The organism is Stenotrophomonas sp. 59 (assembly GCF_030291095.1).
Lineage (GTDB): Bacteria > Pseudomonadota > Gammaproteobacteria > Xanthomonadales > Xanthomonadaceae > Stenotrophomonas > Stenotrophomonas maltophilia_Q.
Map to the genome: position 1 here is coordinate 820,856 of NZ_CP127408.1, position 14,600 is coordinate 835,455.

13 protein-coding genes are annotated in these 14,600 nt (G+C 67.4%); 5 read left to right on the forward strand and 8 right to left on the reverse strand.

Translation table 11 applies throughout. The features are described 5' to 3' along the window. Positions 1-5: 5 nt before the first annotated feature. From QP552_RS03630 to ahpC, 3 genes are all read right to left on the reverse strand, one after another. Entirely contained in the window at positions 6-968 is a 963-nt protein-coding gene (locus tag QP552_RS03630) for a LysR substrate-binding domain-containing protein (protein WP_106550868.1), read from the reverse strand. 85 nt (positions 969-1,053) lie between these two features. Next, a complete protein-coding gene (ahpF, locus tag QP552_RS03635) occupies positions 1,054-2,646 on the reverse strand; it encodes an alkyl hydroperoxide reductase subunit F (RefSeq protein WP_286075025.1) in 1,593 nt (530 codons plus the stop codon). Between the two features lie 225 nt (positions 2,647-2,871). Beyond that, positions 2,872-3,435 (reverse strand): alkyl hydroperoxide reductase subunit C, encoded by a 564-nt coding sequence (gene ahpC, locus QP552_RS03640; protein WP_014036055.1) that lies wholly within the window; start codon positions 3,433-3,435, stop codon positions 2,872-2,874. A gap of 354 nt (positions 3,436-3,789) precedes the next feature. Between ahpC and prmC the strand changes: the two genes are divergently transcribed. Both prmC and pip read left to right on the forward strand, forming a co-directional pair. Further along, on the forward strand, positions 3,790-4,647 hold the full coding sequence (gene prmC, locus QP552_RS03645) for a peptide chain release factor N(5)-glutamine methyltransferase (protein WP_111112384.1): 858 nt from the start codon (positions 3,790-3,792) through the stop codon (positions 4,645-4,647). A 48-nt stretch (positions 4,648-4,695) separates the two neighbouring features. Further along, entirely contained in the window at positions 4,696-5,637 is a 942-nt protein-coding gene (gene pip, locus QP552_RS03650) for a prolyl aminopeptidase (RefSeq protein WP_286075026.1), read from the forward strand. Between the two features lie 237 nt (positions 5,638-5,874). Here the strand turns inward: pip and QP552_RS03655 are convergent, their stop codons facing one another. Further along, positions 5,875-6,759, reverse strand: coding sequence for a LysR family transcriptional regulator (locus QP552_RS03655; protein WP_111112382.1), 885 nt, complete (start codon positions 6,757-6,759; stop codon positions 5,875-5,877). 106 nt (positions 6,760-6,865) lie between these two features. Between QP552_RS03655 and QP552_RS03660 the strand changes: the two genes are divergently transcribed. After that, the gene (locus QP552_RS03660) at positions 6,866-8,284 is read left to right on the forward strand and encodes an MFS transporter (protein ID WP_106550873.1); all 1,419 of its coding nucleotides are present in this window, start codon (positions 6,866-6,868) and stop codon (positions 8,282-8,284) included. Continuing rightward, positions 8,281-8,952 carry a hypothetical protein gene (locus QP552_RS03665; protein ID WP_286075027.1) on the forward strand — a complete coding sequence of 224 codons (672 nt, stop codon included), beginning with the start codon at positions 8,281-8,283 and terminating at the stop codon, positions 8,950-8,952. The genes QP552_RS03660 and QP552_RS03665 overlap by 4 nt, the downstream gene beginning before the upstream one ends. 96 nt (positions 8,953-9,048) lie before the next feature. Here the strand turns inward: QP552_RS03665 and QP552_RS03670 are convergent, their stop codons facing one another. From QP552_RS03670 to QP552_RS03685, 4 genes are read right to left on the reverse strand one after another with little or no spacing between them, the layout of a single operon-like run. Next, positions 9,049-9,846, reverse strand: coding sequence for an N-formylglutamate amidohydrolase (locus tag QP552_RS03670; protein ID WP_286075028.1), 798 nt, complete (start codon positions 9,844-9,846; stop codon positions 9,049-9,051). Continuing rightward, positions 9,839-10,393: an NUDIX hydrolase gene (locus QP552_RS03675; RefSeq protein ID WP_111205164.1), complete on the reverse strand. Its 555-nt coding sequence runs from the start codon at positions 10,391-10,393 to the stop codon at positions 9,839-9,841. The genes QP552_RS03670 and QP552_RS03675 overlap by 8 nt, the downstream gene beginning before the upstream one ends. Continuing rightward, the gene (locus tag QP552_RS03680) at positions 10,390-11,325 is read right to left on the reverse strand and encodes a 5'-3' exonuclease H3TH domain-containing protein (protein WP_286075029.1); all 936 of its coding nucleotides are present in this window, start codon (positions 11,323-11,325) and stop codon (positions 10,390-10,392) included. The genes QP552_RS03675 and QP552_RS03680 overlap by 4 nt, the downstream gene beginning before the upstream one ends. Further along, a complete protein-coding gene (locus QP552_RS03685) occupies positions 11,322-11,903 on the reverse strand; it encodes a nitroreductase (protein ID WP_286075030.1) in 582 nt (193 codons plus the stop codon). The genes QP552_RS03680 and QP552_RS03685 overlap by 4 nt, the downstream gene beginning before the upstream one ends. A gap of 331 nt (positions 11,904-12,234) precedes the next feature. Here QP552_RS03685 and QP552_RS03690 point away from each other — a divergent pair, with 331 nt between their 5' ends. Next, positions 12,235-14,556, forward strand: a complete 2,322-nt coding sequence (locus tag QP552_RS03690) for a DUF1631 domain-containing protein (RefSeq protein ID WP_111112376.1) — start codon at positions 12,235-12,237, stop codon at positions 14,554-14,556. The last annotated feature ends 44 nt before the right edge of the window (positions 14,557-14,600 follow it).

Consider the following 14,600-nt stretch of genomic DNA (forward strand, 5'->3'; position numbering starts at 1 on the left):
GGGGATCAGCCGTTCAGCGCGGGGCCGGGCAGAGCGGCCGCTTCGCCGGTGGCATTCACCGCATCAAGGGTGAACAGCGCCTGCGGCAGGCGCTTGAACTGGTCGGCCAGCTCCATCAGGAAGTCGTTCATGGCCGAGCTGCGGCGCCAGATCATGGCGATGCGGCGGCTGGGACGGCCCTCGCCGGTGAAGTCGAGCAGGCGGATGTTGTTCGAGCGCGGCACCGGCGGCTGCACCGACAGGCTGGGCAGCAGGGTGATGCCGACGTCGGCGGCGACCATCTGCCGCAGGGTTTCCAGGCTGGTGGCGCGGAACTCGGACTTCTCGTTGGCGCCGAACAGGCGGCACACTTCCAGCGCCTGATCGCGCAGGCAATGCCCGTCCTCCAGCAGCAGCAGCTTCTGCGTGGCCAGTTCCTGCACGTCCAGGTGTTCGCGACGGGCCAGCGGGTGGCGCCCGGACACGGCCAGCAGGAACGGTTCCTCGAACAGGAACTCGGCATGCAGCTGGTCGTCGATCACCGGCAGGGCCAACAATGCAGCGTCGAGCTTGCCTTCGCGCAGGCGGTCCAGCAGCACGTCGCTCTTTTCCTCGACCAGCAGCAGTTCCAGCTCCGGGAAGCGCTCGCGGATGCGCGGGATCACATGCGGCAACAGGTAGGGGCCCAGGGTCGGGAAGATCCCCAGGCGCACCGTACCGGCTTCCGGGTCGCGGCTGCGTCGCGCCGCTTCCTTCAGTTGTTCCACTTCGGACACGATCACCCGCGCCCGCGCCGCCGCTTCCTGCCCGGCCGGGGTCAGCATCACCTTGCGCGGTGCGCGTTCCACCAGCGGCAGGCCCAGTTCTTCTTCCAGCTTGCGGATCTGCGTCGACAGCGTGGGCTGGCTGACGAAGCAGGAGGCAGCAGCCCGGCCGAAATGCTTGTGGTCGGCCAGGGCTACCAGGTACTTCAGATCACGTAGGTTCATCCTTACACCCCAAGGGTAACGGACCGGCTGACGGCGTGGTTACCCGACAGGCAGACAAAGTTCCCGGTGATCTGGGAACGGTGGATCAGGCCGCTTCAGCAACGGCACCGCTGCTGTTGCTTACCGACGAGCGGATCAGGTGGTCGAACGCGCTCAGTGCGGCGGTCGAGCCGGCGCCCATGGCAATGATGATCTGCTTGTAGGGTACTGTCGTGCAATCGCCGGCGGCGAACACACCCGGCAGGTTGGTCTGGCCACGGTCGTCGATGACGATCTCGCCACGCGGCGACAGCGCCACGGTGTCCTTCAGCCATTCGGTGTTCGGCAGCAGGCCGATCTGCACGAAGATGCCCTCCAGCTCGACGCGGTGGGCGTCGCCGCCGACGCGGTCCTTGTAGACCAGGCCGGTAACGCGGCTGCCATCGCCCAGTACCTCGGTGGTCTGCGCGCTGGTCAGCACGGTGACATTGCCGAGGCTGCGCAGCTTCTTCTGCAGCACTTCATCGGCGCGCAGGCTGGAATCGAACTCCAGCAGGGTCACATGCGACACGATGCCGGCCAGGTCGATGGCCGCTTCCACGCCGGAGTTGCCGCCGCCGATCACCGCCACGCGCTTGCCCTTGAACAGCGGGCCGTCGCAGTGCGGGCAGTACGCCACGCCCTTGTTGCGGTACTGGTCCTCGCCCGGCACGTTCATCTGCCGCCAGCGCGCGCCGGTGGACAGGATCACCGAACGCGACTTCAGCACCGCGCCGTTCTCCAGCTGCACCTGCACCAGGCCGTCTTCACCGGCCGGCACCAGCGCACTGGCGCGCTGCAGGTTCATGATGTCCACCTCGTACTCGCGCACGTGCTGTTCCAGCGCCATGGCCAGCTTCGGGCCCTCGGTCTCCTTCACCGAAATGAAGTTCTCGATCGCCATGGTGTCCAGTACCTGGCCACCGAAACGCTCGGCGGCGATGCCGGTACGGATGCCCTTGCGTGCGGCGTAGATCGCCGCTGCAGCGCCGGCCGGGCCACCGCCCACCACCAGCACGTCGAAGGCGTCCTTGGCGGCGATCTTCTCGGCATCGCGCTTGCTGGCATTGGTGTCCAGCTTGGCCACGATCTGTTCCAGGGTCATGCGGCCCTGGTCGAACACTTCACCGTTGAGGTACACGGTCGGCACCGACATGATCTCGCGCTTCTCGACTTCGTCCTGGAACAGGGCGCCGTCGATGGCCACGTGCTGGATGCGCGGGTTGAGTACCGCGGCCAGGTTCAGTGCCTGCACCACGTCCGGGCAGTTCTGGCAGGACAGCGAGAAATAGGTTTCAAACCTGTAGTCGCCTTCCAGGTTCTGCACCTGCTCGATCAGCTCGGCGGTGGCCTTGGACGGGTGGCCGCCCACCTGCAGCAGGGCCAGCACCAGCGAGGTGAACTCGTGGCCCATCGGCAGGCCGGCGAAGGTCAGGTGGATATCCTGGCCCGGCGTGCCCAGGTCGAACGAGGGCACGCGGCCCTGACCATCGCGCAGCACCTGCAGCGAGATCTTGTCTGACAGGCTTTCCAGGGTCTGCAGCAGTTCCAGCATTTCCTGCGACTTGGCGCCGTCGTCGGCGTGCGCGGTGATCTGGATCGGGCGGGTCACGCGCTCCAGATAGGTCTTCAGCTGCGACTGCAGGTTGGCGTCCAACATCGGGTCATCTCCTGGCTTCAGGCAAACAGGGGGCGTGGCACCGCTGTAGAAGGTAGCGGACCAGCAGGGGGTAGGGGTGAACCCAAGACAGCGACCGTGGAAGGGGCTGGCTGGCCAAGGCTGGCGCGCGTTGGCTGTCTTGGGTTCACCCCCACGCCGGCGGGGGGACCGGCACGGGGATGAAGGGCGCGCCGTGGCGTGGGGCCACGGCAGGCCGGTACTGCTTTAGATCTTGCCGACCAGGTCCAGCGACGGGGTCAGGGTCTTCTCGCCTTCCTTCCACTTGGCCGGGCACACCTGGTTCGGGTTGGCGGCGGTGAACTGGGCAGCCTTCAGCTTGCGCAGGGTCTCGGCGACGTCACGGGCGATCTCGTTGGAGTGGATCTCCAGGGTCTTGATCACGCCTTCCGGGTTGATGATGAAGGTGCCGCGCAGGGCCAGGCCTTCTTCTTCAATGTGCACGCCGAAGGCGCGGGTCAGCTGGTGGGTCGGGTCGCCGACCAGCGGGAACTGGGCCTTGCCGACAGCCGGCGAGGTTTCGTGCCACACCTTGTGCGAGAAGTGGGTGTCGGTGGTGACGATGTAGACCTCGGCGCCAGCCTTCTTGAACTCGGCGTAATGGTCAGCCGCGTCTTCGATCTCGGTCGGGCAGTTGAAGGTGAAGGCGGCCGGCATGAAGATCAGGACGGACCACTGGCCCTTCAGGCTGTTGTCGGAAACCTTGATGAACTCGCCATTGTGGTAAGCGTTGGCTTCGAACGGCTGGATCTGGGTGTTGATGAGGGACATCATTTTTCCTCTGGTGAAGGGGAGTGGGTGAATCGACAGGAGCTAGGTTACCGACTCACTGGCGATAAGAACAATCCATTGATTGCATCTATTTGATAGATGGAGTCTATCAAAAGGTCGTGAGCAGGCACTGAACCTTGCCGCTCCCATCCTGCAACTGCCTGTGTGACAAGGAAAATCGTCCTGAACGCGTGAAGAGGGCTGATAGCCCCTCCTTATGCCCTCTGGCAGAACCTGAACGGATTCCAGCTTTTGTAGAGCCGAGCCCATGCTCGGCTGCGGATCTGTAGAGCCGAGCCTACGCTCGGCTGTTCCAGAGGCAGCCGAGCATGGGCTCGCCTTTACAATTGCGGCATGTCTGTCAAAACCGAACCCTCCCTGCGCCAGGTGGTGGCCGAGGCCAGCGCCCGACTCGGCGGCGTTGAAGCCCGCCATGAGGCGGAACTGCTGCTGCTGCATGTGCTTGAGCGCCCGCGCAGCTGGCTGTTCGCGCACGCCACCGATCCGCTGGCCGCCAATGACCAGGCCGCATTAGAGGCGTTGCTGGCCCGTCGCGTGGCTGGTGAGCCGGTGGCCTACCTGACCGGGCGCCGCGGTTTCTGGACGCTGGATCTGGAGGTCGACCCGGCCACGCTGATACCGCGCCCGGAAACCGAACTGCTGGTCGAGCTGGCGCTGGAACGACTGCCGCCGGACCGCGCGCTGCAGCTGGCCGACCTGGGCACTGGCAGCGGTGCGATCGCGCTGGCGCTGGCCAGCGAACGGCCGCGGGCGCAGGTGCTGGCCACCGATGCCAGCCCGGGCGCGCTGGCCGTGGCCACGCGCAACGCCGCGCGCCATGAACTGCGCAACGTGCGCTTCGCCCAGGGGGGGCACGACTGGTACGCGCCGCTGCAGGGCGCGCGCTTTGATCTGATTGCCAGCAACCCGCCGTACATCGCCAGCGACGATCCGCACCTGGAACAGGGGGACCTGCGCTTCGAGCCGGCCACCGCGCTGGCCTCGGGTCGGGATGGCCTGGATGACATCCGCCGCATCGTCGACGGTGGCCCGGCGCGTCTGTTGCCCGGTGGATGGCTGCTGATCGAGCACGGCTGGGACCAGGGCGAGGCGATCCGCGCGCTGTTCGACGCCGCCGGTTTTGCCGACGTGCAGACCGTGCAGGACCTGGAGCAGCGCGACCGCATCACCCTGGGACGGCGACCGGCCTAGAATGGAGGTTCTCCTGCCCCGGCAGGGCATCACCCTGGAGCTGCAAGCATGCGTACGCTGTACCCCGCCATCACCCCCTACGACGTCGGCACCCTGAAGGTCGACGACCGCCACACGCTGTACTTCGAACAGTGCGGCAACCCGGACGGCAAGCCGGTGGTGATGCTGCACGGTGGCCCGGGCGGCGGCTGCAGCGACAAGATGCGCCAGTTCCACGACCCGTCGAAGTACCGCATCATCCTGTTCGACCAGCGCGGTGCCGGCCGTTCCACCCCGCATGCGGACCTGGTGGACAACACCACCTGGGACCTCGTCGCCGATATCGAGAAGCTACGCGAGCACCTGAAGGTCGATCGCTGGCAGGTGTTCGGTGGCAGCTGGGGCTCGACCCTGGCGCTGGCCTATGCCGAGACCCATCCGCAGCGCGTGACCGAACTGGTCCTGCGCGGCATCTTCATGCTGCGTCGCTGGGAGCTGGAATGGTTCTACCAGGAAGGCGCCAACCGCCTGTTCCCGGATGCGTGGGAGCACTACCTCAAGCCGATTCCGCTGGTGGAGCGTCATGACCTTATCTCGGCCTTCCACCGCCGCCTGACCAGCGAAGACGAGACCACCCGCCTGGAAGCGGCCAAGGCGTGGGCGGTGTGGGAAGGCGCGACCAGCTTCCTGCACGTCGATGATGACTTCATCAACAGCCACGAAGACCCGCATTTCGCGCTGGCGTTTGCCCGTATCGAGAACCACTACTTCGTCAACGGCGGCTTCTTCGAGGTGGAAGACCAGCTGCTGCGCGACGCACACCGCATCGCCGACATTCCGGGCGTGATCGTGCACGGCCGCTACGACGTGGTCTGCCCGCTGGCCAACGCCTGGGACCTGACCAAGGTGTGGCCGAAGGCGAAGCTGGAAATCACCCCGGCTTCGGGCCATTCGGCGTTCGAGGCCGAGAACGTGGACGCGCTGGTGCGCGCCACCGATAGCTTTGCGTAATGCCGAAGGGGTCAGAGCCCTTTCCCATGGAAAGGGCTCTGACCCCGTGCGGAATCATCCACGGATGGCGTGGATCTACCGTGCTTCGCCGATCGGTAGAGCCAGGCCATGCCTGGCTGCTCCTGCTCTGTATCCTCATCCACGCATGGCGTGGATCTACCGTGCTTCGCCGATCAGTAGAGCCAGGCCATGCCTGGCTGCTCCTGCTCTATATCCTCATCCACGCATGGCGTGGATCTACCAGTTCCCGGCCAGCAACGCGTCAGCCAGCACCTGCAGTTTCGGTGAGTGCTGCCGCGACGGCGGGTAGATCAACGACAACGCACGGCTGCGGCCTTCGAACGGCTGCAGCACGCGCTGCAGCCGGCCATCGGCCAGCGCGTCGGCCACCGCGAAATCCATTACCTGCACGATGCCGATGCCGGCGATGGCCGCTTCCACCAGTGGATCGCCGCTGTCGAACACCATCCGCGTCGGCGGCGTGACTTCCCGTAGCTGGCCGTCCTGCAGGAACTGCCAGTCGACCACGCGGCCACTGCGCAGGTTGCGCACGGCCAGGCAGGCGTGATCCCGCAGCGCGGTCACATCGACCGGCGCGCCGCAGCGGGCCAGGTAGTCCGGGCTGGCCACGGTCACCCAGCGCAGCGGCCGCAAGGGCCGCGCAACAATGCGCTGGTCGGCGATGACGCCGGTACGCAGCGCGGCATCGAAGCCTTCCTCGACCAGATCGACCAGGCGGTCGCTCAGCACCGCTTCCACCTGCAGTTGCGGATGCTGTTGCAGCAACGGTGCCAGCATCGGCACCAGCACCTTGCGCCCGAACATCGATGGTGCACTGATCTTCAAGGTGCCCGAGGGGGTGCAGGGGCGGTCGGCCAGCTGCCGCTCGGCATCGTCGAGGCCCGCCAGAAGCGGCATCACCTGTTCGACGAACTGGCGGCCATCCGGGGTCAGCGCCACGTTGCGGGTATTCCGCTGCAGCAGCTTCACCCCCAGCGTGGCCTCCAGCCGGCCGATCGCGCGCGACAGGCCGGATTGGCTCAGGCCGAGCTGGCCGGCGGCCACCGTGAAGCTGCGCGCTTCAGCCACCTGCACCAGCATGCGCACCGCATTGAGGTCCATCGAGGCTCCATTCATGCGGAAAATCATGACAGATATGGGTGACAAGGGGTTTATTGAATTGTCCGCATCAATGAGACTGCGCTCCCCCCACCGCTTCAATCCGCCGATGCCTCCCCTCAAATATCCACGCTGGGCGCTGACCCTGTTGGCCACCGCCCAGCTGATCATCGCGCTGGACGCCACCATCATCTTCGTCGCCCTGCATGACATGGGCCGCGCGCTGCAGATCAACGCGCAACAGCTGCAGTGGGTGGTCAGTGCCTACACCGTGGCCTTTGGTGGCAGCCTGCTGCTGGGGGGGCGTGCCGCCGATCTGATCGGGCGCCGTCGCTTCTACCGGCTGGGCATGCTGCTGTTCGCACTGGCCTCGCTGCTCGGCGCGCTTGCGCCGAATGCGACCCTGCTGATCATCGCGCGTGCCGCACAGGGCGTCGGTGCGGCGTTGCTGTTCCCGGCGACGCTGGCGCTGATCAACACGCTGTACGCCGAAGGCCCGGTGCGCAACCGCGCGCTGGCGATCTGGAGCATGGCCAGCGCGGTCGGCCTGGCGCTGGGTACGCTGCTCGGCGGCGTGCTGACCCAGGCCTTTGGCTGGCCGGCAGTGCTGGCGGTGATCGTGCCGCTGGCCACCGCATGCGCAGTGGCTGCCGGTGCATGGCTACCGGCCGATGGCCCGCAGGTACGCGGCCGCTCCTTCGACCTGGCCGGTTGCCTCACCGTCACCGCCGGCGGCAGTCTGCTGGTCACCACGCTGGTGCAAGGGCCGGAGTGGGGCTGGACTGCACCGGCCACGCTCATCTGCCTGCTGCTTTCAGCGGTACTGCTGACGGTCTTCGTGCAGATCGAAAAGCGCAGCCGTGACCCGCTGATGCAGTTTTCGCTGTTGCGCCTGCCTGGCCTGCGCGCGGCACTCGGCCTGACCTTCGCCTTCATGAGCAGCTATGGCGTGCAGTACTACTTCCTGGCGCTCTACTTCCAGGATGGCTACGGCTGGAGCCCGCTGCAGGCTGGCATGGCCTTCCTGCTGCCGACATTGGTGTGCACCTTCGGCATCCGTATTGCCGAGCGCATGCTGCGGCGTCGTTCACCAAGGCAGGTGCTGGCCTGGGGCTTCGCCGCGGGTGCCATCGGCATCGCTGCGGTGGCGCTGGCGATGCCGCATGGCGCCGGTTACTGGCCGCTGCTGCCGGGCATCGTGGTGCTCAGCGTGGGCCAGGGCATGAGCTGGACAGCAATGTGGATCGTGGCCGGGCAGGGTGTGCCGGGTCCGCAGCAGGGTGTGGCGTCCGGCATGGCGGCCACCGCACAGCAGATCGGCGGCGCGTTGGGGCTGGCGGTGCTGGTGATGGTGGCCAACGCCGCGCGCGGCACGCAGGCAGCAACCAGTGCCGATGCCCTGCAGGGCATGGTCAATGCGCAGTACGGCGCCGCGCTGTTCGCCGCGCTCGGCGTGGTCATCGCGCTGGGCCTGCGCCCGGCGCCGGTAGACTCGGCTGCGACTACCTGCCTGAGCAACGAAGCATGATCGAACTGCTGGACCTGCAACAGACCCTGCATGCCTTCGCAGCCTGCAACGATGATGATGGGGTGTACGGCTCCTTCGGTTGGGTGCACGCCACCGATGACGACCTGCTGCAGGCGCGCTTCTGGTTGCCACCCGATGAGGATGCCGCCTTCGATGAGGACAGCGAGGTTCCGGCTGAAGCGCGCGCGCTGGGCCTGGGCACGTTCCTGGAGCCTGCGACGTTTGCGGATGTGCTCGACGTGCAGAAGCGGCAGCGCCCGTTGTCTTCGCTGCGGGACTACGCGCAGGCGCTGGCGTACTACGCCGAGTACGACGCGTTCCAGCAGGTCGAAGGCATCGATGAGGCCCTGGGCGAAGCGGAAGCTGCGGAACAGGCGGCTGCGCGCGAGGCGGGTGTGGGCACAGGCATCTTCGCGTCCTTCGATCTGGCATTGAACGCGTGCCCGGAGGCGCAGATCAAAGCGGCGGCGCAGCGCGTGGCGCGCCTGCTGGAGATTCCGGTGGGCGATGCACTGGCGCGCTGCCGCGCGTTACCGCTGCTGCTGGGTGAAGCGCTGGATCGGCGTCGTGCGCAGGCGATCAAGGATGACTTCGCCGACATCGGCGCGACGCTGCAGGTGCGTGGCTACAAGCCGTTCCCGTGGATGGAGGCGCCTACGCTGCGGTAGCGCCGGGCCATGCCCGGCGGCATTCCGTTGCGCCGCCGCGATGCGGCTCGCCGGGCGTGGCCCGGCGCTACCGGGCTTCGGTCGGGTGGATGACGTTCAACCGAACGCCAGCAACTCCGGCTGCAATGCGCTGAAGATCCGCGCCAGCCGCTCCGCCCACGCCAGCTGCCCGGCCACGTCGGCAATCAGGTCCTGGCGGATCTCCAGCTCCACGTGCACCAGGCCACGGCCTTCGCCATGCACCGGCACCGCATAGTCGCTGGTACTGCTGACCGAATACGGCTCGTTGTCACCCACCACCAGGTCGCCCTCGTCGCGCAGTGCCTGCAGCAGGGCATGGGCAAAACGCGTGTCCTGGTGGTACAGCACGCCGGCATGCCACGGCCGCTGCATGCCGTTCATCGCCGGGGTGAAGCTGTGCATCATCACCAGCAGGGTGGGGCGGCCTGCATCACGGCGTGCATCAAGCTCGGCGTCGATGCGCGCGTGGTAGGGAGCGTGGATCGCTTCGATGCGTTGTTGCCGCTGCGCTGCCGACAGCCCGGCATTGCCTGGCACCACCGTGTGGTCGCTCACTTCCGGAATCAGCGTTGGCGACGCCAGCGGGCGGTTGCAGTCGATCAGCAGCCGCGAATAGGTCTGTTCGATCGCCCAGGCATCCAGCCGTTCGGACAGTGCGTGGGTGGTGCCGGCAATGCCGATGTCCCAGCCGATATGGCGGTCCAGCTCGGCCTGCGGCAAGCCCAGGCCTGCGAGGACACGCGGCACCCGCTGGCCGGCATGGTCGGCCAGCAGCAGGAACGGCGAGCCGCCCTGCGGCCGGTGGATCGTGTGGATCGCCGGGTCGTCTGCGCCCAGCAGCGCAGGCAGCGCGTGCAGATCGGCGTCAGCCACGCGGGCGTCCGTCCAGATGGTGCTCGATCATCCACAGTCCGGCCCAGAGCTTGGCATCCAGCTCGTAGCCTTCGCCCATTTTCTGTACCAGCCAGGCTGCCGCCCGGGCACGCGGAATCTCGTGCACGATGATGTCTTCGCTGTCGTCACCACCGCCCTCGCCAACGCGGCGCAGGCCGGTGGCACGCACGAAGGCGATCTTCTCGCTGCTGGCGCCGGAGGAGGTCGGGCCGATCAGCAGCACTTCGGCGTGATCGGCGGTCCAGCCGGTTTCTTCTTCCAGTTCGCGCACGGCCGAAACTTCGATCGATTCGCCTGCATCGATGTCGCCGACCAGGCCGGCCGGCATCTCGATGGTGGGCGCCTGCAGCGGCACGCGGAACTGTTCGACGAACAGCACGTTGTCGTCAGGGGTGACCGCGATGATGATCGCCGCCAGGCCACCGGCATGGGTGCGTTCGCTGTACTCCCAGGTGCCGCGCACCAGCATGCGCTGGTACTTGCCTTCATAGACGACGCGCGGGGCTTCGGTGTTGCGCTGGCTCATGCGGGCTCGCTGTGGGTGGGAAGAATATCGGGCACGCCGGCGGCATCGAACAGCCGGCGGCGGGTCATCGGGCCGAAGCGTAGGGTCTGGCACAGGCCGCCGAGCAGCTCGGGATCGGCGGTCTGGCGCAGCAGGCCGGGTTGGCTGCCTTCCAGCGGTGCGTCCAGCGCGATGGTGGTCAGCTGGCGCCAGAGCAGGGCGTGCTCGCGCTGCTCGCGCAGGCGCACGGCCATCTGCGCGGCGCCACGCAGGCGCAGGAACGGTACTTCATCCAGTCGCTCGTACAGCGCGTCCATGCTGCCGAAATGGGCCAGCAGCACGGCGGCGGACTTGCTGCCGACGCCACTGACACCAGGAATGTTGTCCACCGCGTCGCCACACAGCGCCAGGTAATCGGCGATCTGGTGCGCATGCACGCCGTGCCGTGCCTTCACCCCGGCCACGTCCCAGCGCTGGTTGCGCGCGTAGTCCCACTGTTCGTCGTGGTCCAGCAGCAGCTGCGACAGGTCCTTGTCGGCGGAGATGATCACGCCGCGGTGGCTGCCACGATGCACATGCAGGGCGCTGCCGATCAGGTCATCGGCCTCGTATTCGTGGTGGGCCAGAACGGCAAGGCCCAACGCCGCGCACAGCGCCTTGCAGTGCACGAACTGGCGCTTGAGCGCCTCCGGCGCCGGGTCGCGGTTGGCCTTGTAGGCCGGGTACAGGCGGTGGCGGAAGCCGCTGTCCAGCGCTTCGTCGAAGGCGATGGCGATGTGACGCGGGCGCTCGCGCTCGAGCAGGTCCAGCAGGAAGCGGGCGAAGCCGTGCACGGCATTGGTCGGCCAGCCCTGCGCGTCCTGGAACTGGTCCGGCAGCGAATGCCAGGCGCGGAACACGTAGATGCTGGCGTCGACCAGGTACAGCGAGGGCGGCGCTGCCGGCAGGCTCATGCCGGCGGCGTCCAGTCACGCAGCAGGGCCGCCGGATCGGGGCGCTCGCGTTCGGGGACGGCGGCTTTCGGCGTGCCGATATGGATGAAACCGGCGATGCCTTCGCCCTCGGCCAGGCCCAGGTAGGCGTGCACGGCAGGGTCGAAGGCCATCCATGCGGTCAGCCACTGCGCGCCGAAGCCCAGCGCCTGCGCGGCCTGCAGCAGGGCGAAGCAGACGCAGCCGGCGGTCATCAGCTGCTCCTGTTCGGGCACCTTCGGGTCCGGGCGCGGGCTGGCCACCACCACGATCACCAGCGGCGCATGGCTGAATCGCTGGCGGTCCTTTTCGAACACAGCCTCGCCGGCGTGCGGGTGGCGTTGGCGGCTGCGCTCGGCCAGGAAGTCGCCCAGAGTGTGACGTGCATCGCCGGCGATCTTGAGGAAGCGGAACGGCACGCGCTTGCCGTGATCGGGCACGCGCACGGCCGAAGCCAGCATCCGCTGCAGAGTGGCCGGGTCCGGGCCGGGCTCGGCCAGTTGCCGCGAAGGCACGGAGCGGCGGGCATCCAGGGCGAGCAGGGCGGCGGGGTCGGGCATGGAGTCTGAACCGGTCATCACGGAGGTTTGATTATAGTCGGGGTGGTCAAAGACACCGTCTGTGTCGCGTCTGGCCTTTGAATACCAAACTGTGATGAACGTCATGCCACTGGCGGGAAACGGACGGCCGCTTCCCCTCGCCTCGCAGGCCTTGCACGGCTTACGATATCTACCTTGCCGGGCCGCCGGTCATGAGGTTTGAAGTGAGGACTGTTTCACTGTCCGTGACGGGCTGGCCGGCCTACCATCGACGTACCGGTACATGGGGTGTGCCGGTTGTCGCGATGTCCACGTTGTCTGTCGTACCAGAGAAGGTGGGGAGCCTTCCCGAATGATGAGCGCGCCCACACCGATGGGATCGCCGGGCCGTGACCCGGCCCAGCTCCAGCTTGCCCGGGACATGGTCCTGCCCGCGCTGTGCCAGGCCTTTGGCGCTGCACTGGCGCGCTTCGACGATGCCCTGTTTGATCGGGCCGGCAATGCCGGTTCGTCGCAGCTGCTGTTCCTGGATGCGATGCGTGAACTGCGCCGCCGCCGCGAGGACATTGCCGGTGCCTTCTCTGGCCACCTGCAGCGGGCCTGGGATGCGCTGGCCAGTGGTGAGCCCATGTCGGCCGAATCGACGCTGTCGGGCCCAGCCGAGGATGGCCTGAGCCTGCTGGCGGAGCACGTGCTGGAGTCGCGGTTGGCGGTGCGCAATTTCGCAACTGTGCTGCTGCGCGACTTCAAGCCGGTGCTGGCGCGGCTCGACCGCCGCCTGGGCCGTCTGATCGGCGGCGCCGAACTGGATGCCGACCATAATCCCATCAGCCCCGAACACCTGGGCGTGGCCATCCACGAAGCCTTTGCCGGCTGCGAACTGGCCCCGGAAGTGCACCTGGTGCTGATCAAGCTGTGCGAGCGCGACCTGCGCGCGCCGGTGGGTCGCATCTACGAGAAGCTGGACGAGCAACTGGCCGCGGCCGGGGTGATGTCGCAGATGGGAGCGCCGCAGCGTCCACTGTCGGCTGCACCCGACCCGCGCATGGCCTCGGGCCTGGATGACCTGGTGGAGCAGCGCCCGGGCACGGGCCTGGACGGCGAATTCGGTGATGACGAGCAGGCTGCACCGGCCTGGGCGCAGCGCTTTGCCGCGCGCTGGTCCGAGCGGCGTGGCCACATGCAGCAGCACCTGGGCGCCGAAGACGGCGGCACCGGCGAGGCCCATGCAGGCCAGCAGGGCATGCTGCTGGAGGCGCTGCACGAACTGCTGCAGCAGACCCGCCACGTGCGCGAGGACGCGACGTCGGCCGCACAGGTGGCGATCGGCCAGCAGCGTCCGCTCAGCCAGCGCGAGATGATGTCGGTGCTGTCGCTGCTGCAGGCCACGCCCAGTGCAACCCTGCGCGCGGCGATCGGCGAGGACGGCGAATCACTCGCGCAGCGGTTGAAGAGCGAAGTGCTGTCCAGCGCCACCCGTCTCGGTGTCGATCCGGGCCAGACCCGGCTGGACCCGCAGGACGAGGATGCGATCGACCTGGTGGGCATGCTGTTCGACGTGATGCTGGACGAGCGCGAACTGGAAGGCCGCTCGCGCGAGCTGATCGGCCGCCTGGTGGTGCCGTTCGTCAAGGTCGCCATGCTCGACCGCCGCATGTTCGTGCAGAAGACCCATCCGGCGCGCAAGCTGCTCAACTCGCTGGCCGAAGCCTGCGAAGGCAACACCGGCGAAAGCCAGGCCGAGCGCATGCTGATGGCCAAGGTCGAGGAGATCATCGAGCGCCTGGTCGCCGAGTTCAACGAGAACCTGGCGATCTTCCTGACCCTGGAAGAAGAATTCCGCGAGTTCCTGGTGCAGCATCGCCGTCGCGTGGAAATCGCCGAGCGCCGCGCCGCCGAAACGCAGCGTGGCCAGGAAAAACTGGAAATGGCCCGCACCCGCGCCGGCGCCGAACTGGACCGCCGCATTGGTGATGCCACCCTGCCGCCGGCCATCGCCGAATTCCTGCGCCAGCCGTGGCAGCACCACCTGACCCTGGCGCTGCTGCGCGAGGGCGAGGAGGGCGCATCGGTGGCCGAGGCGCTGAGCCTGGGCGACGGCCTGCTGGAGGAAGTGGCCGAGGCCCGCCGCCAGATCGTCGGCAAGCCGTGGCTGCAGGCCTGGCAGCCGGTGCTGGCCAAGGTGTTCGCCAGCGTTGGCGTGCATGGCGACGCCGCCACCGGCGCCATCGATGCCCTGCATGACACCCTGCAGGGCATTGCCGAATCGCGGCCGGAACTGCAGCGCGGGCTGCCGGAACTGCCGCAGGTCGCACTGCCCGCGCCACCGGTAGCCGAATCGCCGGCGGTGGAGTTGAGCGGCCAGATCGATGCCGACGATTTCGACAACGCCGACGCCGATCGCTTCCGCCGCATGGAGATCGGCAACTGGCTGGACTTCGTCGACAAGGACGGCAAGGTGCAGGCCGGCAAGCTGTCCTGGGTCAGCCCGATTTCCTCGCGCCTGCTGTTCGTCAACCGTCGTGGCGTGCGCTTCTGCGTGGCCTCGCCGGAAGAACTGGCAGTGATGGTGCGGCTGGGACGTCTGCGCGCCCATGTGGATGACGGTGCGTTCGACAGCGCCATGCAGGGTGTGATCGATCGGCTGGACCCGGGCAGCGCCACGCTGCACTGAGTGGAGCCGCCTGCTAGGATCGGGAAAACTCACCGATCAGCGGG

What these genes read in the sequence shown, in the direction of transcription:
- pip (WP_286075026.1), top strand. Translation starts at nt 4,696, where the DNA reads ATGCGTACGCTGTACCCCGCCATCACCCCCTACGACGTCGGCACCCTG.
- ahpC (WP_014036055.1), bottom strand. Translation starts at nt 3,435, where the DNA reads ATGTCCCTCATCAACACCCAGATCCAGCCGTTCGAAGCCAACGCTTAC.
- QP552_RS03660 (WP_106550873.1), top strand. Translation starts at nt 6,866, where the DNA reads ATGCCTCCCCTCAAATATCCACGCTGGGCGCTGACCCTGTTGGCCACC.
- prmC (WP_111112384.1), top strand. Translation starts at nt 3,790, where the DNA reads ATGTCTGTCAAAACCGAACCCTCCCTGCGCCAGGTGGTGGCCGAGGCC.
- QP552_RS03630 (WP_106550868.1), bottom strand. Translation starts at nt 968, where the DNA reads ATGAACCTACGTGATCTGAAGTACCTGGTAGCCCTGGCCGACCACAAG.
- QP552_RS03680 (WP_286075029.1), bottom strand. Translation starts at nt 11,325, where the DNA reads ATGAGCCTGCCGGCAGCGCCGCCCTCGCTGTACCTGGTCGACGCCAGC.
- QP552_RS03675 (WP_111205164.1), bottom strand. Translation starts at nt 10,393, where the DNA reads ATGAGCCAGCGCAACACCGAAGCCCCGCGCGTCGTCTATGAAGGCAAG.
- QP552_RS03690 (WP_111112376.1), top strand. Translation starts at nt 12,235, where the DNA reads ATGATGAGCGCGCCCACACCGATGGGATCGCCGGGCCGTGACCCGGCC.
- ahpF (WP_286075025.1), bottom strand. Translation starts at nt 2,646, where the DNA reads ATGTTGGACGCCAACCTGCAGTCGCAGCTGAAGACCTATCTGGAGCGC.
- QP552_RS03685 (WP_286075030.1), bottom strand. Translation starts at nt 11,903, where the DNA reads ATGCCCGACCCCGCCGCCCTGCTCGCCCTGGATGCCCGCCGCTCCGTG.
- QP552_RS03665 (WP_286075027.1), top strand. Translation starts at nt 8,281, where the DNA reads ATGATCGAACTGCTGGACCTGCAACAGACCCTGCATGCCTTCGCAGCC.
- QP552_RS03655 (WP_111112382.1), bottom strand. Translation starts at nt 6,759, where the DNA reads ATGGACCTCAATGCGGTGCGCATGCTGGTGCAGGTGGCTGAAGCGCGC.